The 19,701-nt window shown below is 45.1% G+C and carries 16 protein-coding genes; 4 read left to right on the top strand and 12 right to left on the bottom strand.

The window, feature by feature from the left end; genetic code table 11:
* Positions 1-114 precede the first annotated feature (114 nt).
* Positions 115-1,158 (bottom strand): 2,3-butanediol dehydrogenase, encoded by a 1,044-nt coding sequence (locus HF638_RS26295; RefSeq protein WP_169482926.1) that lies wholly within the window; start codon positions 1,156-1,158, stop codon positions 115-117.
* Positions 1,159-1,491: 333 nt separating this feature from the next.
* Between HF638_RS26295 and HF638_RS26290 the strand changes: the two genes are divergently transcribed.
* Entirely contained in the window at positions 1,492-2,403 is a 912-nt protein-coding gene (locus HF638_RS26290; RefSeq protein ID WP_169482925.1) for a LysR family transcriptional regulator, read from the top strand.
* Between the two features lie 155 nt (positions 2,404-2,558).
* On the opposite strand, the gene HF638_RS26285 is transcribed toward HF638_RS26290, so the two are convergent.
* The 3 genes from HF638_RS26285 to HF638_RS26275 form a co-directional block, all read right to left on the bottom strand.
* Entirely contained in the window at positions 2,559-4,313 is a 1,755-nt protein-coding gene (locus tag HF638_RS26285; protein WP_169482924.1) for a methyl-accepting chemotaxis protein, read from the bottom strand.
* Positions 4,314-4,610: 297 nt separating this feature from the next.
* Positions 4,611-5,963: an amino acid permease gene (locus HF638_RS26280; protein ID WP_169482923.1), complete on the bottom strand. Its 1,353-nt coding sequence runs from the start codon at positions 5,961-5,963 to the stop codon at positions 4,611-4,613.
* Positions 5,964-6,444: 481 nt separating this feature from the next.
* Positions 6,445-6,900 (bottom strand): GNAT family N-acetyltransferase, encoded by a 456-nt coding sequence (locus HF638_RS26275; RefSeq protein WP_169482922.1) that lies wholly within the window; start codon positions 6,898-6,900, stop codon positions 6,445-6,447.
* Between the two features lie 255 nt (positions 6,901-7,155).
* On the opposite strand from HF638_RS26275, the gene HF638_RS26270 reads away from it, so the two are divergent.
* Positions 7,156-7,731 (top strand): GNAT family N-acetyltransferase, encoded by a 576-nt coding sequence (locus tag HF638_RS26270; RefSeq protein ID WP_211175795.1) that lies wholly within the window; start codon positions 7,156-7,158, stop codon positions 7,729-7,731.
* Positions 7,728-8,075 (top strand): DUF1801 domain-containing protein, encoded by a 348-nt coding sequence (locus HF638_RS26265; RefSeq protein ID WP_169482921.1) that lies wholly within the window; start codon positions 7,728-7,730, stop codon positions 8,073-8,075. Before HF638_RS26270 ends, HF638_RS26265 begins: the two co-directional genes overlap by 4 nt.
* Before the next feature lie 82 nt (positions 8,076-8,157).
* Here HF638_RS26265 and HF638_RS26260 read toward each other — a convergent pair whose 3' ends face one another.
* From HF638_RS26260 to HF638_RS26225, 8 genes are all read right to left on the bottom strand, one after another.
* Positions 8,158-9,462, bottom strand: coding sequence for a DUF1963 domain-containing protein (locus HF638_RS26260; RefSeq protein WP_169482920.1), 1,305 nt, complete (start codon positions 9,460-9,462; stop codon positions 8,158-8,160).
* A 120-nt stretch (positions 9,463-9,582) separates the two neighbouring features.
* The gene (locus tag HF638_RS26255; RefSeq protein WP_169482919.1) at positions 9,583-10,761 is read right to left on the bottom strand and encodes an alanyl-tRNA editing protein; all 1,179 of its coding nucleotides are present in this window, start codon (positions 10,759-10,761) and stop codon (positions 9,583-9,585) included.
* Between the two features lie 317 nt (positions 10,762-11,078).
* Complete coding sequence (locus tag HF638_RS26250) at positions 11,079-11,831, bottom strand: iron ABC transporter ATP-binding protein (protein ID WP_169482918.1); 753 nt, start codon at positions 11,829-11,831, stop codon at positions 11,079-11,081.
* Positions 11,828-12,892: an iron chelate uptake ABC transporter family permease subunit gene (locus tag HF638_RS26245; protein ID WP_062837495.1), complete on the bottom strand. Its 1,065-nt coding sequence runs from the start codon at positions 12,890-12,892 to the stop codon at positions 11,828-11,830. Before HF638_RS26245 ends, HF638_RS26250 begins: the two co-directional genes overlap by 4 nt.
* Positions 12,889-13,899, bottom strand: coding sequence for an ABC transporter permease (locus HF638_RS26240; protein WP_481856180.1), 1,011 nt, complete (start codon positions 13,897-13,899; stop codon positions 12,889-12,891). Before HF638_RS26240 ends, HF638_RS26245 begins: the two co-directional genes overlap by 4 nt.
* Before the next feature lie 31 nt (positions 13,900-13,930).
* A complete protein-coding gene (locus HF638_RS26235; RefSeq protein WP_169482916.1) occupies positions 13,931-14,968 on the bottom strand; it encodes a siderophore ABC transporter substrate-binding protein in 1,038 nt (345 codons plus the stop codon).
* 394 nt (positions 14,969-15,362) lie between these two features.
* Positions 15,363-17,132: a dihydroxyacetone kinase subunit DhaK gene (gene dhaK, locus HF638_RS26230; RefSeq protein ID WP_169482915.1), complete on the bottom strand. Its 1,770-nt coding sequence runs from the start codon at positions 17,130-17,132 to the stop codon at positions 15,363-15,365.
* Positions 17,132-18,274 carry a glycerol dehydrogenase gene (locus HF638_RS26225; RefSeq protein WP_076333049.1) on the bottom strand — a complete coding sequence of 381 codons (1,143 nt, stop codon included), beginning with the start codon at positions 18,272-18,274 and terminating at the stop codon, positions 17,132-17,134. The genes dhaK and HF638_RS26225 overlap by 1 nt, the downstream gene beginning before the upstream one ends.
* A gap of 305 nt (positions 18,275-18,579) precedes the next feature.
* Between HF638_RS26225 and HF638_RS26220 the strand changes: the two genes are divergently transcribed.
* Complete coding sequence (locus HF638_RS26220; RefSeq protein ID WP_169482914.1) at positions 18,580-19,614, top strand: PocR ligand-binding domain-containing protein; 1,035 nt, start codon at positions 18,580-18,582, stop codon at positions 19,612-19,614.
* The last annotated feature ends 87 nt before the right edge of the window (positions 19,615-19,701 follow it).

Genomic DNA, 19,701 nt, shown 5'->3' with positions numbered 1-19,701 from the left:
TACTGGGACAGTATTGCCAAGATAACCCACGGTTTTGCATAAAGGGGAGCTCATTTTCGTTCATAATAACTTATATAGCATTTGAAATGATACATCACTATTGATTTTTTAGGCTTAACCGCCAATCTCCACCAAAATCTTCGCATGGCTCTTGTCGCTCATCAACAGTTCAAGTCCTTCCTGCACGATATCGTCCAGTTTGATTTTCTTGGTGATGACCTGTTTCACATCGAGCGATCCTTCCGCAATCAATGAAATTACTTCAGGGAAAATGTGGCGATATGCCAGCGTTGCCGTTAAGTTCGCCTCTTTGACCAGAAGATCGAAGAAGTTCACTTGAAGCGGATTCGGAATCGCTGCGATGACAACGACTTCTCCACCTTTTTTGACAACCGCAATAGCGCTGTCCATCGTTGGCTGCACACCAGCTGCTTCATAGGCCACATCGATGCCACCCGATTGTTGCAAAATCACTTCGGTTGCATTGACTTTGGCACTGTTCACGGGAATAGCTCCCAGCTTGGCTGCCAGGTCCAGACGTTCCTCAAATACATCAACTGCATAGATTTCAGAAGCGCCTGCAGCTTTGGCAGACAGAATGGTCAATAATCCGATTGGGCCGGCTCCGTACACGGCTACCTTGTTTCCCACTTTTAGCTTGCTATGACGAACTGCGTGAAAGGCTACGGCTGTAGGCTCTACAAGTGCACCTTCTTCGAAAGTGACGTTATCCGGGATGGGATGAACCATATATGCTTCAACAACAACGTACTCCGCAAAACCACCATCACCATTCAGTCCAACGAATCCAAATTGAGTACATTGGTTGTAACGCCCCTGGATACAGTACTCACATTTTCCACAATGGTACAACGGCTCTACCACAACACGGTCACCTACACTGATACCGCTTACATTACTCCCCAATTCACTCACGGTTCCTGCAAATTCATGACCCAATGTCAACGGTGCTTTCTGTCCTGAGAGCGGATGATTCTCGCCTTCTTGAATCCCTACACCATGATGATAGGCATGCAAGTCACTGCCGCAGATCCCCGCATATTCCACTTTGATTTTGACCTGACCTGCTTGAGAGACCGGAACTTCCCGTTCTTCTACACGAACGTCTTTATGGCCGTACCATACTGCTGCTTTCATGAAGTTCATCCCCTTTATATGATTGTCTATATAAGTTGAACTAGATATGTTACACCTGAGCACGCTGATTGCAATACCATCTTTCGATCACTCTTATCCCCAGATTTTCTTCATTCCCTTGATGCAAGGGAAAAATCCGGTGATAAAGGCGCACGCTCTGCTTCTTCAGATTGGTTCTGCACTCTGCGTTTCTGGTGTAAAAGTTAAAGTTCTACTTATATAGTAAAGAACTATAAAGCTTGTCTATATATTATATCGCTGTTCATGTATTATTCATATTTATAGATACTAATGTTAACATTAGTTATATTAATGCTAAACGGAGATGAAATCATGAATCTGGAACAGCTCGAATATGTCGTTGAAATTGCGAAGACGCAATCATTCTCCGCCGCCTCAGAGCATCTACATGTCACGCAATCGGCGATTAGCCAATCGGTTCACCGTCTGGAGAAAGAACTGGGCTTGATCCTGTTCGAACGCTCGCGGCAGGGAACTCATCCCACTCCTGAAGGCAAACAATTCATTGCCAAAGCACTGGACATTTTACAGCGGATTGATGAATTGAAATCCCTGAACGCCGAAGCCTCCTCTCTTACCGGAGAGCTTCATGTGGCTACTTTTCCAAGTGTCATGCCCTATCTTGTCCAGTCTGCTGCGGATATGAAGCATGAGCACCCCCAACTTAACATCTCCATTGAAGAGAAAGGGTCCATGGAAATTATTGAGGATATTCGCAACAACAAAACCCATCTGGGCTTTATCGCGATCTATGCCAAACAATTACGGGATTTCGATGGACTTCACTTCAGTCCCATGTACTCGGGCAAGCTGGTCGTCGGTACGCATCACCTGTCTGAGCTTGCCAAGCACAGCCGTGTTACACCTAATCAATTAAAAGAACACAAGCTGGCACTCTATCGAGACGGTTTCATCGAAGACTTTATCCAGGAATTCACCTATGATCATGGGCCTCTGTCCATTCTGTTCAAAACAAATAATTCAGAAGCGATCAATATGGTATTAAGAAACGATATTGCCGCCACGATTGGTCATGACTTTTCCTTTCACCAAAATCTATTATGGAAAGAAGGTCTGGTGAAGATGGTTGAGATCGCTGGGATTGATCAGCCAAAAATGCAAATTGGCTTCGTGCAGACGGAATCCAAGGAGTGCGCCGTAGCCGCAGAACGATTCGCCCGACGCTTCAGACAGGCAATTGAGCTGGATCATTTAATGGTATGAATGTACAAAAAAAGTGCTCCACGCTTTGAAGGAAGTTTTGGATGAACACCAACTTCTACAAAAGCGGAACACTTTTTTTGCTTTGTATGGTTACACAACAAACCAGACTCTTTTCTAACTACTTCTTGCGTTACTTATACTACATCTAACTCAAACTATACTTTCACTTTTCGTACGGCTTCGCTCATCTCGTTGGTCTGCTGCTCCAGCATGGTCGAGGTCTGCGCCACCCTGTTGAACATGGCCGATTGTTCACGCATCAAACGATAGATTTCATCCGAATGATCCGACACCCCGGCTGAAATCTGCGAGATTGTATTGACTGAGGCTGCGGCCTCTTCCGATCCTGCCGAGATTTCCTCTGCCGCCGCGGAGACTTCCTGAATACGACGGGTCACCAGTTGGAACGCATCAACCACATGGGCGAATGCTTGCTCCGCTTCTGCGGTAATCGTAACCCCTTGTCCTATCTCGGTTGCGGTAACGCCCATCTGTGAGCCAATCTGCTGTGATTCTTGTTGAATGCGAAGCAGCAGGTTCGAGATCAGTTCCATGGATGTGCTTGAGGCCTCTGCAAGCTTCCGAACTTCGTCCGCTACAACCGCAAAACCTTTGCCGTGTTCTCCTGCGTGTGCTGCCTCAATGGATGCATTAAGCGCAAGCAGCTTCGTCTGACTCGCAAAATCACGAACCGTATGCAGCGCACCACCAATTTCCTCGGAGTAGTTGTTCAACACCTGAACCATCGCTACAACTTCTCCTGAGACATTCGAGATGCTCTCCATCTGTGTTTTCATCAGTGTCATACTCTGTTTACCCGACTCCGCCGTAGCAAGTGCACTTGTTGCCGCATCCGACACAATCATCGAGGATTCAGATATATCCGTTATGCCTTTTGCAATCTCTTCCATCGCATGCGCGCTATCGCTCGCACCCTGCTTCTGCGTATGTGCACCTTGCCTAATCTGTTCAACAGACTGATCAACCGTCTTGCTCATCTTGAGCATCTCTTCAGTACTGTGATTAAATTCCTTGGTTGATTCCGATAAAATATCTGTGGTTACTGCTACACCTTCAACCATGTTACTCACGATCTTATTCAAGTTCCCCGACATATGTATCATCGCTTGGTATGTGGTTCCAATCTCATCTTCACTCCGCAAACGATACGACGTCAGAATTCGGTTAGCTTCTGCAAGCTCACCCTGTGCCATTCTTTCCACACTCGCCTTCAGCGGTTGAAGTGGTCGCAGTCCCCTAACGATAAACCACATGACAACGGCAATGCCTATAAGTGTAATAAGTAGCAACAAGGCATAGAAAGGAATACTCGATTTCATAATATCTGACTCAATGCTTCCGATCACCGATACCGCCGTATCGATACCAATCACACCTGTTACAGCCCCATTACTATCCAGCATCGGAGCGTAAGAGGAAATATAGTCGCCGTACTCCTCATTGTTAATAATCGAAGAACTGGCTGTTTGCCCCTGCAACAGCTTCTGAATAGCATCCTGTGGCACATCCGTCACTTCATTAATCGGTGAGGCTTTATCTGCATCCTTCATGCCGTCCACCATAATAAGTGGCGTACCTTTGTCATCTATTTTGACGAAATACACATACATTGCACCAATACTTACACGAAAGTCATCCAGTTCATCACGAATCTTCAAGAATTCGTCATTCTCCTTGGGGTCCTTGGCAAACTCGGCATAAGATGCTGTATCCAGCTGATTCACATAACTCTGAGCAATCTGGATATTGTAACTCGAAATGGCCTCCTGCGCAGCTAGCTTCATATTGGCCACCTGTAACAGCATACTTCCAACGGCGATAATCGTAATGACCAGTGTAACTACTGCAACAATGCGTACAACCAAACGTTTTCTAAAAAAACCGATCATCCGCTCCTCTTCCTCTCCCGTGAACCCAAGCCTTTTTGACTAGGCGCTACCCAAAAAACGCATGCTTGAAGCACTAAGTATGGGAAAATAGTAAACGAATATGTCGATTTAGGCAAGAAAATATTGGGTTTACATAAAAACGCTATCATGGCTGTGGTAGCTTTGATCATTGGAACTGCATCTAGGCTTAATTTCGGAGAAATCGTTTCGGTTCCTTGCAGCGAAAAATGATACAAAAAAACACCCCGACGCAAGCGTCGAGATGTTGTGGTGTTTTACATTTGAATGTCACAAATACTAAACTGTCCGTCCATTCGTCTTCCTGAATCGAATCAGGGACCAGATTATCAGCAACGCGAGCACGGCAAGACAGATGCTAATGCTGAAACGATTCCCTGCATCAAACACAAACATGACCGCTATGACACTGAGACACAACACGACAACTCCGGTTATATAAGGAAATCCCCAGACTTTGAATGTCGGTTGAACCGGGTATTTCTTCCGTAGTTTCAGCTGTGATGAAGCAATACATATCCACACAAGGATTACAACAAACCCAGGTACTGCGAGCAATACGCGGAACAGTTGATCCTGCGCGAACAGACCAAGCAAGGAACCTCCAAGCAGGACGACCGAGCACACCAGAAGTGTGTTAACTGGGCTACCGTTGCGATTCGTCTGTGACAATGCCTTTGGAGCTTCCCCGCCTACTGCCATGGAGTGCATCATCCGGGATGCACCGTAGATCCCTGAATTCGCAGCAGACAGAACGGCCGTCACCAAAATAAAGTTCATTATGTGTGCCGCTCCCGGCAGTCCTGTAGATGCGAGCACCTGTACAAACGGACTGCTCTCCGGCCCGATCTCATTCCATGGAATGAGTCCACAGATGATGAGAATCGGCAAGGTGAAGAACAGAATAATTCTGAGCATGAAATTGCCTACGATTTTGGGCATAACCTTTTCTGCATTTTCCGTCTCGGTCAGGGTCAGACCAATCAGCTCCGATCCCCCATAGGAGAACATGACCACAAGCAGTGCCGAGAAGATCGATGACCATCCGTTCGGGAAGAACCCGCTTGCTTGCGTGTAATTTTGCAGATAAGGGGTGTTATCACTTGGAATAATGCCGAAGATCAACCCTGCACCCAAGAAGATAAAAATAATGATCATGGCGATTTTGATTCCAGCTAACCAAAATTCAAATTCACCGAACACACCCACACTGAGCAGATTAACCAGTATAATGAACGCCGCACAAGCCAGACTCAGCATCCACAGCGGTACTTCACTGAACCAATACTGCAAAAAGCTCCCAGCGGCAATCACCTCAATGACACACACCGATAACCATAGAAAGCAGTACATCCATCCCATAACAAAGGACACTCGGCTACCGAATGCTTCCTGCACGAAGTCTTTCATATTTTTGTTCTTGTACACCGTAGCCATCTCCGCCATCGCGGCCATAACGACCAGCAGCAATAATCCGGCAAAAATGTACGTGACGATCACACCCGGACCTGCAAGTCCGATCGTCTCTGCACTGCCTTTGAAAATTCCTGTTCCAATGACACCACCCATAGCCATAAAACTGATGTGTCTTGGTTTAAGCTTCTTCTGTAGTGTTCCTTCTGTCTGAGCCAATTCAAGTCCTCCTGATGTAAAAAACGTCTGTAATGTCTTGTTTCATAATTTTGAACAACCTCATAAACATAATGTCCAGTATACCCTATTGTCCATCAATCAGCCCAGAAGTTCCTTATGGCCAATTCATCCCAAACATATAGAAACATAACCTATGTTTTATACCCCACAATGGCACGGAACAATCTGTGTATAATCCAGGTGATTAAACTATACGCTGCCCCATAGATGAACCAAGCGCCTATGTTACTCCTCAATGTTGAAAGATCACTCGCGATATACAACAAAGGCAGCATAAAAGATATAATCAGCGCTCCCCAAAGTCTAAACCCTTTGGCAAAATAACTGCTGACTCCAAGCACCAAAGCGATTATGGGACATAATATCAAGACGGCAAACAGCGGATTCATATGATATGTTGCAAAATAAAAAAACCAGCATCCTGTAAAAAACAGAATACTGGTTTATCATGTGAATCGATTTAGATTATTTTCGTCATAAACGTGCTGTTCGGGTCCAATATATAATCCGCGAAGGGTTCGCAATATTCGAATCCGAAATCTTCATACAACTTCCGTGCCGGGATAAATGAATCCATTGAACCCGTCTCCAGACTAATTCGCTTATAACCACGTTCTACTGCAACGTCCATAATATGGGCCAAAATTTTTCTCGCTACGCCTTTTCTCAGATGAGCCGAAGCGGTACGCATCGACTTCAATTCTGCATGTTCCGAACTCAGTTCTTTGATAGCCCCGCAACCGAGCAAGTCGTCCCCTTCCCATGCACACCAGAATGTAATTTCAGGCTTCTTGAGTCCATCCAGATTCAACGCATGAATACTCTCTGGAGGCGAATCCGCCGCCATACCTTGCAAATGTTCTGCAATTAAAGCCTTAACTTGTAATCCATTCAAATTATCCACTTTAATCTCCAAAACGTACCACTCCTGCCGACATTTTTATTGGTTCTATCACTGAATGTATATCAATCATTTCATCTTACTACCGTGTCAGGTTTCGTGATAAGAGGCTACTTCTATCCACTGAAATACGCTATTGTGATTCACCTGTAATTTCCAGTATGATGAGGCTATCAGGTGCCAAAGGAGCGAGGTCTATTGCGTAATATACATAGAGTTAAATGTGAAACCAAGGTGAAGCAAGCTTAACCTATTTTAAAGGAGACCCCTATGACACTAACTACGGACAACCTGTTTTATAGCAAACGATTAAAGATGACGCCACCACGTCCTGAAGACGTGCAGACGATGCTGCAATGGAACGAAGACCCGGAGTACCTTCGGAATGTAGATACCGATATTGCCATTCCCTATTCGGAGAAACAGTTGGAGGATGAGGGAGAAACAAAGAACAAGGAAGTGTACTTCAGACTGCGCACGCATGAAGAGGATACGCTGATCGGTTTTGTCGTTATCCACAGCATTGAATGGAATAACCGCTGCGGTCAGCTTGCCATTGGCATCGGACTTGCTGAACATCGCAACAAGGGATATGGCACGGAAGCGTTGAAACTTATTTTACGATATGCGTTCCATGAAATGAATCTGGACCGGGTTGGCCTCGATGTCATCGCCTACAATGCCAAAGCAATCCGTTCCTATGAGAAGGCTGGTTTTCAGTTGGAAGGTCGGGCACGCTCAGCTGTATATCGTGATGGTAAGCGTTACGACCGCTTAATGATGGGAATCCTAAGACCAGAATGGGAAACACACAATCAGATCCATACGGAGGGTGAACAAGCATGACCAAGAATGCAGAAGTCACTGAGTTTATTGAACAAATTCAGATCCCCTGGCAAGTAGAAGTCGCTGGACAACTGCGTCAGTTGGTGCATGATACCATCCCTGACGTGCAGGAACGCGTACAATACAAGAAACCTCATTTTTTGAAAAACGGAAAGTACGCTGCAGTCATCTCTCCATCCAAACAGGCCGTGTCTTTCACCATTTTCCATGCAACCGGACTTGATCTACCCGATGGAATATTCGAAGGCCCGGAAGAGCGTAAAACGATCAAGCTCAAGGAAAAAGATACCCCGGATTATGAATGGTTGGCTGGTTTGTTAAAGCAGGCATCTGCGGACTTGTAGGAAGATCTGGCGGTACATCAAAGGGGCCCCCCATTAAGTTCAGAACTTACGGGATGCCCCTTTTTGTTGTTGCAGTCTGCTATCAAGATTGCTGATAGGTTACAGCTGTCATCTGGCACGGTTCACATATGAACATATAATACATGCCCTCACCATGCTCCTCAACCTCGCCCCAATCCAGTTGTGCGACAGCCTTCATTCTCGTGGAACAGCGTGGACATGTTGGATAATCGGCATCCTGAACCCATCCCGGATGGCCCCCGATCTGAGATAACGATGGCTCCATCGCCCACTCACTGGCATGGAATGCACGACGTGATACAGTCGCAATGCGAAACTGCCGGCCAACATCCTGTGCAAGTTTTACATAGTCGTCCGGATCAATCTCATCCGCTCCCAAAGGCATGACATTATGTGAACTCCATAACGGTTCCCCTACTGCGTCCACCTCCATGTAAACTACACCGTAACTGCTGCATATTACGCATGTCTGAATGTGAAGTTGCTGGGCATGCCAAGAAACGTCCTTCAGAGCTGGATGCTTCACATCCAGACTAATTAAGGTGGTTAACTCATTGCCACACCATGGACAGCAATTGGCGCTCGGAGTCAGCAACGAGAATGAATCTCTGGATACTTCCACGCTAGTTTCTTTATTCTCTTTTACTTTATAGAGTGAATAACTTGGGGTGATGAATAATTCCCTGCGCTGTCCGTCTTTCCTGAGCTCCCAACCAGCTTCAGTTGTGTAATGCTCTGGTGCCACGTACAACTCACTCCTCCATGATGGCGGAGACTGTCTCCACTGCCGGAATTGCTGCACAACAACATCATCCCCGATATAGGCCAGCATGAGCAAAATATGGTTACGATTCTCGTCATCGGTGTTCACCTGCTGCAAGAGATGATCTCGCACTGCCGCGGAGGCACTTTTATACAAAATGACAGGATAATAGATCTCCTGTTCCAGCAGCTCCGGGATTTCGGCGGTCAATGATGTATCATGGTAGCAGACGAGGTATAACAGGATGTCTTTGCCGGCATCCTCATCGCCTGTACGAATCCGGTGCATCGCATAATCCTTCATCTCATCCTGCTGCTCCGCAGCCAACGATAGATATGCTTGTTCCTTCGATTGTTCATAGGGCACATAACGAATTAGTGGATCGCGAACCTGAGGTTCGTGCATGATTTTCAAAACTTTTACCGGGTCTGTGATACCCGCATACAAGTTCACATCACGCCGATGTGCTTCAATGTATCTCTGGCGCTCCTCACGCTCCATCTCCTGTTTGCAAGGCATGCAATAACCACCCGTTTTCGCCGCTGTTGCTGGTAAAATGGTATTTGCACACCCTTCCCGTATACACGGAATTCGTTCTGTCATCCCTCCACCCCCTCTGCTATCTGCTCGCTTCATCATGCCATGAAAAACACGCCACAACGTGACGTGCTTGTCCCTTACTCCATATTTAAATGCTGCCGATCTTATATTGGAAAACATACATCAGTGATGTCCCAATTGATCCTTGGTGAACTCATAAAAGGCGAGCGCATCTTCACTGCTGGCAAAGCCTGCCTGAGCCATCTTTTCACTACCTCCACCTTTGCCTTGGTATGCTCCAAGATTGCCTTTGAAGAACGGTCCACAAGCCCATTCGGACGGCTGCCCGTTCTGTGCCAGAACGACTTTGGCCTCCGAGATGCTGACGAACAATACAAGCCCCTCATGGTCTGCCGTCAGCTTGGTTGCCAGGCTCTGCATATCTTTGAGCGATTTGTCTTCAAAGACCTGAGCAATCCCCAGCCCTTGCCGGGCAGCCAGAAGTTCATCCGCATAGTAAGCATCATTCGTTGTTTTCACTGCATTCAATTCGGTTTGCAGCTGTTTTTGCTCCAGCTCCATTTTCTCAATGCGCTCCAATACCTCGTCCTTACTGGTCTTTAATTTAACCATGATGCTATTGAGCACGTTTTGTGTGGATGTGAATTCATTCAGGGCTCTTGTTCCACATTTGAAATAAATGCGGGTACCGCCCTTCACTTTTTCGGTTTTCAACAGTTTGATGATGCCGATCTCACCTGTCGCCGACACATGCGTTCCGCCGCAGGCGTTATACTCTACACTCTCGATCTCGACGATGCGAATGTCTTCCGTTACCGTTGGCTGCTTCACCAGTGGTAATTGTGCCGCCTCTTCTGCTGTAACCCATGAAGTGTTGATACGAGCGTTACGATAGATCTGGCGATTCACTTCTTGTTCAATAGCAGTCAATTGATCTACTCCCAGTTCAGCCGCAGCCACATCAATCGTGTCATACTCCGTTCCAAGATGGAAACTGAGCGTCATCGCTTCAGTCAGCTTCAGCGTGATTGCCGATAACAAATGCTGGCCCGTATGCTGCTGCATATGATCGAATCTGCGTTCCCAGTCAATCTCACAATGTACCTCAGTCTGTTCAGGGGCGCGTTCCAGCTTATGCCATACTTCACCATCTTCGATGTTCACATCTAGAACAGCAAAGCCGCCAATTTGTCCCAGATCACAAGGCTGTCCGCCCCCATGCGGGTAAAAAGCAGTCTCCGCCAGCGTGACATATACGCCATCTTCCTTGTCCACTCTGCCTGTAATCGTTGTATGCCACTCTCTTGTATAAGCAGAGTCATAATAGATTTTTTGCGTCATTGAATCATCCCGATCCCTTCTCGTTCAAATGGGTTTCATAATCTCCAGATTACACTATCTGGAACCTTCAAGCCAATTTATGGCATAGAGTATCTCCTTTTCATATCCAAAAGACTACTCTGTGAGCGAAAATAGCTATTAATCGAGAAAGGAACGTTTGCAGGAAGATGCTTCTGGTAAAGGCTTATCGTTCTATGATGTTTTTAAGATAAACTTTCAAACTGTCTTGTTCGACTTTAATAAAAAAAAGCAGAGTGATTAATCACTCTACTTTCTGAAAACCATCTTAATAAACAACTTTCCATTAAATCTTATAGCTAATAGATCGCTATCGGTCCATATGGACCATCGATAATTTCAATTTTCGTTTCGAAAATATCTGTTAAAATTGCGGGGTCCATCACTTCATCTACGCTTCCAAAAGCGGCGATTTGACCATCTTTCATGGCACATATTCGATCCGAATATTTGGCAGCAAAATTGATATCATGCATAACCGTCAGAATGGTTCTACCGAATTCATTAGCGGCATATCTCAAATGCTCCATCATCCGAACAGAACGAGCAACATCCAGATTGTTCAGAGGCTCGTCCAAAAGTACATATTCCGTCTCCTGACACAAAACCATTGCGACATAAGCTCTTTGCCTTTGACCACCAGAAAGCTCATCTAGATATCTATTTTCCAGATCAGTTAAGTCTAGAAAATCAATATATTTAGAGATAATAGCTTCATCCTCATCCGTTAATCTTCCCTTAGAATAAGGAAACCGTCCGAATCCAGCCAGTTGTCTAACGGTAAGCCTTGTGACAAAATGATTTTCTTGTCGTAAAACCGTTACAATTTTGGCCAAGTCTTTTGACTTGGATGTGGAAACATCCATATTGGCAACCTTGATCTGACCTTCGTCCAAATCCAAAAGTCTTCCGATCATCAGAAGTGTCGTCGACTTCCCCGCACCGTTGGGTCCAATCAATGAAGTAAGACCGGCTTTGGGTATATGAATATTCAAAGGGCCTATCTCTACCTCGGCTGCATAGGTTTTTTTGACATTATTGATCTGTATCATAAAGAACCCTTCCTTAAAATCACAATTAAAAATGTTAGTCCGCCAACCAATTCTATAATAATGGAAACAACACCTTGGGCATTGAAAACATGATTCATTATAAAGTATGCACCGGTTAAGATCACAAACCCTATCGCAAGAGCCATTGGGAAAACATATCTGTGATCATAGGTTTGCGCAGCCTGATAACTCAAAATCGCTACTAAAAATCCATAGAATGTTAGTGGTCCAACCAAAGCCGTCGAAATGGCCATCAAAATGGAAACCAGGACCAGCGTATAAATCACACTACTTTGATGTTTAGTTCCCAAGGAAGTCGAGACATCCTTACCCAGCGACAATACATTTAACCTCTTGGCATTAGCAAGCAGCAGAATTGCTGCAATGATGACGATAGGAATCGCAATCGGGAAATAGGCAGAATCCGCATTATTCACGGAAGCAAACATTCTTGCCTGTAAAATATCAAACTCGGACGGTGCAAGAAGTCTTCTCATAAACGAAGATACGGATCTCAGCCCTGTGCCAATGATAATACCGACCAGAAGCAGAAGTTGTAAATTGCCGTATTTTCCGGAAAGCAGCCATCCATAAAGAATCAAACACATGATGACCATTGCGGCAACTTGATATAAGAAGGAATCGACACCGCTAAAATTCACAAATACCGTAGCACCAAGGAAAAATATAGTACTCGTATGAATGGTTGAATAAATAGCATCAAAACCTAAAAGAGACGGAGTTATAATTCTGTTATTCGTAATCGATTGAAAAGCAACCGTGGATAAACTTTGGCAGATTGCAGCGATCAGCATTGAAACCAGAGCGACTACCCTTCTTGTAACAACAGGTATAAATGAAGGAGACGATACCGGGACCGGATTGTTATAAACCAGTAGTCCAACTGATGCAAAAACGCCCAGAACAATCAATGTTATCAGCAAAATCCAATAGCGCTTTTCTTCTTTCTTGGTACGGAAGGCTCTAGCTGATCTTTTTTTAGGACGACGGCTAGAATCGATTTCGATATTCAGTGGATTTCTACTTGCTAAGTCGCTCATCTTACCCTCCTTGTTGACCGCCTTTGTCTTAACAAAATGACAATGAATACGACGGCTCCCACTGTTCCAAGGATCATCGAGACAGGTATTTCAAAAGGCATAATAATGACACGAGACAGGATATCACACACAATGATACTGCCCATCCCTAATAAGCACACCCATGGTAAATTGCTCCTGAGATCGTCACCCCTAAACATGGAAACAATATTGGGGACAATTAACCCTAGAAAAGGCAAGTTCCCAATGACCGCTGCAACGATTCCAACGGCTAGTGAAATAAGCGCAGTACCCAAAAGAATGATCCTGTCATAATTTACGCCAAGACTGGTAGCGACATCTTCTCCTAGTCCGGCTAATGTCAGCCGATCAGCAAAAACAAATATAAGAATAGTCACCAATACGATGAGCCATAAATATTCATACCTGCCAATTTGCACAGATGAGAAGGAACCTGCAAACCAGCTTTCGATATTTTGAGTCATTTGGAACACAAGCCCAACGAAAGTTGAAAATGCAGAAATGACAGCTCCAAGCATCATCCCAATAATCGGGACAACCAAAGACGAACGGAGTTTAACTTTCTTTAGAAACATAAAAAAAATCATCGTTCCTATAAAAGAAAAAATGATTGCACCCGTCATTCTTAGCGTTAAGCTCGGAGCAGGAAAGACCAGATAAATAAACATGATCCCCAGTCCTGACCATTCCATTGTTCCGGTTGTGGTAGGTTCCACCAAGCGATTCTGTGTAATAAGCTGCATGACCAGTCCTGCCATTGCCATGGCGGCACCGGTAAGCATTAATGCAACAGTTCGTGGGACACGAGTAATGAAGAACATCTCCATTCCATCCGCTTGTCCTCGTATGTCATAGACTCCAATAAGCAGTGATGTAATGCCTAAAATAATAGTGGCTATAATCGCAGTGATAAAAGGTATAGTCCATAGCTTTTTCGGATTATGACGCTGGGGTTGAGAATTCTCAACCCCAGCTAATTTTGGTATTAAATTTTTCTGCACTGCAGCATACTCCTTTTTACTGTTTAGCTAAAGCTTTCGTAAGGTTGTTAATCAACTCTAAGAACGTTTCGATGGATTCATTGGTGTACGTGTCGTTTGGAGCATACAGGATTTGTTTTTGAGTAATAGCAGTGGTGTTTTTCAGAGCAGGTGAGTTATCAATAACGTCCTGAGCCGGAACGGCACCTTCTTCAGCAGATACAGCTGCATCCCGATCCAGTACGAAAATCCAATCCGGATTGCTTTGGGCGATCGCTTCAACAGAAATATCATCACCTTGATGATCAGAAGAAGATTTGTCCACTTCTAGGGCCGGAACCCAGCCGAAAATGTCATACAATGGTCCCCACACACGTCCAGTAAGAGGAGCCGAGAAACCGATGTTTCCACCAGAAACGACAACGCTCATAATTTTATCTTCACCATTATAAGCAGCCTTAGCTTCTTCAATAGCTTTATCAAAATCAGCAATCAGTTGGGCAGCTTCTTCTTGCTTCTCGAAAACTTTTCCCAAATTGGTTGTTGCATCTTTAAGGCCATTAACAAAGTTTTCTCCAGGTGATGCTGTTTCTTCAAGCTCAATATTAAGGTCGATCACTGCTGCATTAGGCACTAATTTTTTGATGTCTTCATAGTAGCTAGCGAATCGTTGACCAACAATGACAAGGTCAGGCTGTATTGATGCCAATAGTTCAAGGTTTGGTTCACGATGATTTCCAATATTTTGTACCGATTCATCCGCCACATATGGTGAATCCGCAGGCATTACATCCTTCGGCGCTGCTGCTAATTTGACGCCCCAAGTGGACAGAGTCTCAAATGTTCTGTTATCCAGCGCAACGACCTTCGTTGGATTTACAGGCACAGTTACCGTTCCATGAGCATCCGTAATTTCAACAGTTGTGGGTGTAGCTGTAGTAGCAGCATCGGAAGTTGTAGCCTCTGTATTCGCAGTATCCGTCGTAGCAGGTTCATTACTTGAACAAGCTGCCAACACCAAAGTTAAAGCTGCAACCATGATAAACATTAATTTTGAAGAAATAGACTTTCTCATTTAATTTATATCCCCCTAGATTTAGAAAATTTGGATTCCCACGCAGCGTACTGTGTTGGATAAACTCAGTATCATATACCTCCTCAGACGTAAATTTAGAGAATAATTTTGACCCCTTTTCACTGTAGTGCTGAGTAACAAAACAACAAATGATAGTGATTATCAATATCAATAGGTTATATTATAACAAGTTAGAAGGCATTTTCAACAACCTATTTATTTAAATTCATGGCGAAATTATGAACCAAATATTCCATTATATGTATTTATATGCATAAAAATCGACATTTCAATACAAAAAAGAAGCATCACTGTGTGATACTTCTTTTGCGGTAAGAACACTTTATACATATATATTTCTCATCGAAATAATCTAATTTTTTACCAACATTCCTTATTTCATCGCCTCGGACAACTCTGTGAAAATAACACCCAATGCGTATGCGCCAGCATCAGGGTAGCCCAGACTGCGATCGCCGACAGTACCTGCTCGGCCCATACGTGCAACGATGTCTTCGGTTTTCTTCGCACCTTCAACGGCAGCTGCTGCACCTTTGGCAAATGCGGTTTTGAAATCATCTCCAGACTCCGCACTTTGTGTCCAGGAATCAGCACACGGAACGAGTGCATCGATCAAGGTCTTGTCGCCTACAACAGCACCACGTCCGAAGGAGCGTTCTCCTGTAGACTGAATTCCTTGCACAGCTGCATGAATCATCTCAGCAAATTCAGCAACGTTCAGCTGCTGTTTACCCCCTACTGCTTTGCCGGCCGCACGGAATGCTGAACCCCAGATCGGGCCGGATGCGCCGCCACAATATTCCATGATAACCAAGGAACATGCATCGAGGAATGAACCGATATCTTTTTTATCTTCGTTAATGATGTGATTCCATTCGCGTTTCAACTGGCGGAAGCCTTTTGCCACACTCATACCGAAATCGCCATCACCAGCATGGGAATCCAGTTCACAGAATGGTACTTCATTCTTGATGATGATCTCACCCATTTTATCGATCAGGTAGACGACATTGTCCAGGGAGAATTGATTGTTGCTGATCACCGCAGATGTTGCAGGCGTCTCCACTTCATAAGATACCGGAGCATCTTCACCCACGACAGCTTCCAGCGCTTCGGAATACGCCACTTGTGCTACAGGAGGACCGGATACTTTAAATGCAGGAGTATCACTTTCCTTAAATAACAATGACTTCAGTTCATCATCCAGTTTCAGGATCGTAACCGATGCACCCGCCATATCAATACTTGTCATGTAGTTGCCTACAAATGTAGTAGCTACATTGAGGCCTGCATGTCCAGCAAGCTCACGTTGAACGGAATTGTTGAGCAGATACAGTTCTTGCAGTGGCGTTGCACCAAAACCATTCACGAGCACCGCAATCTCAGCGGATGTATCCTTATCCAGCTTCATATCTGCGAGCAATGTTTCGACCATACGTCCTGCCAATTCATCAGCCGATACAATTTTCTCCCGACGAATTCCTGGCTCACCATGAATCCCTACGCCGAATTCCATCTCATCTTCAGCAATTTCGAATGTAGGCGTGCCTTTGGCGGGTACGGTACAGGATGTGAATCCAAAACCAATACTGCGCACGTTCTGAGCTGCTTTCTCGGCAACGGATTTCACATCTGCCAGGCTGCGGCCTTCTTCGGCTGCTGCTCCGGCAATCTTGTGAACCAGTACAGTTCCGGCAACGCCGCGACGTCCAACGGTATACAAGCTGTCTTGTACAGCGATGTCATCCTCAACGCGTACATATTGTACGTCGATGCCATCCTCTTCTGCCAGATGCGCTGCATTCTTGAAGTTCATCATGTCACCGCTGTAGTTCTTGATGATCAAAAGTGTACCCTTGTTGCTGGCTGTTGCCTTGATTGCTTGGTACACCTGGATTTGGGAAGGAGATGCGAACACATCTCCACATACCGCTGCATCCAGCATACCTTTCCCCACATAACCTGCGTGAGCTGGTTCATGTCCACTGCCACCGCCACTGATCAGGCTGACTTTATCGGCCTGAATCTCTCTGCGTTTAATGACTTTATATTTTTTCAGAAATTCAAGCTCCGGGTGCGCAAGCGCAATCCCGTTACACATTTCCATAACAACATGTTCTGCTTGGTTAATAATTTTCTTCATTATTTTGCCTCCCGGCGAGCTGCTTTGTACTCACGACCCATGCGGTCAGCGGCTGCAATGGCAGCAGCCACTTCAGGAACGGTGATCGGGAACGGCATCGCGTGAATCGATTCTTCTGGAATACAAGCGATCTCTGCCACTTTCAACAGCTCTTCCTGACTAATCGTGTCTACACCGATATCCGCCAAGCTGATCGGCAGTCCCACTTCGAGACAGAAGTCCATGACTTCATGCAGCTCTTCGGTTGGTGCATTTTCGAGCACGAGTTGTGCGATTGTACCGAAGGATACTTTTTCACCATGGAAGAAGTGATGTGTACCCTCGAGAACAGTCAAACCGTTGTGGATCGCATGTGCTGCCGCCAGACCGCCACTTTCGAATCCAAGACCAGACAACAGAATGTTGGTCTCAACGATGTTTTCCAGTGCTTGAGTCACAACGTTGCTATCACTGGCTACTTTCGCTTTCGCTCCGTCAGTCAGCAGCATTTCATAACACAGTTTTGCCAGTGCAAGTGCCGCATTCGTACCTACTGCAGAAGGTGTATATCCTTCGCGGGAACCCATTGGAAGACTTGCGTTTACACGGGAATAGGATTTCGCTGTTGCTCTTGCTTCGAAGTATGTAGAGAGCGCATCTCCCATACCGGATACGAGAAAACGTGTTGGTGCGTTAGCGATTACCGTCGTATCAACGAGTACCACACTTGGGCTTTGTTTGAAGTAAGCATAGTCATCGAAAGAACCATCCGGTGTGTACAATACAGCCGAGTGACTTGTCGGTGCGTCTGTTGCCGCAATCGTTGGACAGATGATCAGTGCTTCGCCTTCAGCTACACATTTCGCAGCATCGATCGCTTTACCGCCACCCAGACCGATGGTAGAGTCACATCCTTTTTCCTTCGCGATCGCTTGCAGACGAGCAACTTCCTCACGGGAACATTCCCCTTTAAAACCGCTTTCAACAAACGTAATATTGAATTTCTCTGCTGTTGCATCCAGCTTCGCTTTTACACGCTGTACATCATCCGGATGTGCAATCAGCAAGGCTGATTCTCCGAAGGATTTAACAAAGTACCCCAGGTTCAACAACTCATCTTCGCCTTGTACATATTTGGTTGGGCTGATAAATGCTTTTCTCATATTAATATATGCCTCCTAAGGATATGAAATAGTGTAGTCATTAGATCAAATTTTAATTTCTTACAATTGACCTTAATATAACGCATGAGCAGCAGGTTTACAGTGGACTTTGATAACAAATTATTATAATTTTCAATCGTAAATTTTTGCTTTTTAGCGCAATCATGGTATGTTATTGTCATGAGATGGTTGAATTTTGACCTCCCATTATACATTACCCGTCACCCTTACATCTTAATATGTACAACTTGCTAACTTTTAACGGCCTACATCATGAATCAGGTTAGCTATGGAGGTTTCATCCAATGATTAAAGAATATCTGCATATCAATAAAATTCTCGACCTTAATAAATGGAAGCGTCTACAGGATTCTCTTGCCACAGTTACCAAACTCGCGATCCTCACCGTTGACTATAAAGGCATTCCCATAACCAGTCACAGCAGCTGTCAGGCCTTCTGCCAGAATGTACGCAAAGACCCCGAACTTCTCCCCTACTGCCAAAAATGTGATTCGCGCGGCGGTCTGGAAGCGGTTCGGTTGAATGAGCCCTATGTCTATCTATGCCATTTCAACATTATTGATATCGCGATTCCAATCACAATCGATGGCAAATATATCGGTGCCGTGATGGCAGGACAAGTGAAGCTGGCCGATCCGGAAAAGGGTAGTGATCTGGAGCAGATTGTCACGTCCAAGAACGTGCCCATGCATGCAGCCAAGCTGGAGGAATTAAAGGACGATTACGCCCAGCTACCTGTGATGACCTATGAAGAGATTGTAAAAATCTCCAACATGTTATCCCTGCTCTGCAACTATATTGTTGAAGAAGCCCTCAACAAAAATCTGTTAGTGGAAATATTCGAGAAAGCGTCAGGCAATCAGGAGTCGCTGAACCTCTCCACCATTCTGCCGGGTTACTCCATTCGTAATATCGAGTCGATCAAAAAAGAGATGACCAATGCGATTGCGGATGCCTATCTCAAAAACAGCCCAAGTGATACGGAAAGCTCCAGCCCGGTGCTCCAGCCTGCATTTGAATACATTCACAGTCACAAGAGTGAGCAGGTTTCACTCAAACAAATGGCCGATCTATGCCACCTGAGTCCGAGTTATTTCAGCAGGCTGTTTGCCAAGGAAACCGGTGAGAACTTCACAACCTACCTGGCACGGCTCAAAATCAAGTGGGCCAAGCAATTGCTGGAGGTCACCGACATGCCTGTCTCACAGATCAGTGATGAGCTGGGATTCAATGAATCGGGATATTTTATCAAAATATTCAAAAAGTTCGAGGAGATTACGCCCGCTCTCTATCGCAAATACATTCAAGAGAAAATGTAAATTCACTGATATCTTTTTCGTATCAAAGATGGGGTTAAAAGATATTTCACCTATTAATCTGCCATTGCTACAATGGAGTCCAGATGA

Source organism: Paenibacillus sp. SZ31 (assembly GCF_012912005.1).
Taxonomy (GTDB): Bacteria; Bacillota; Bacilli; order Paenibacillales; family Paenibacillaceae; genus Paenibacillus.
The sequence above is the reverse complement of the archived record's forward strand: the minus strand, read 5'-3'. Positions and strand labels throughout refer to the sequence as shown.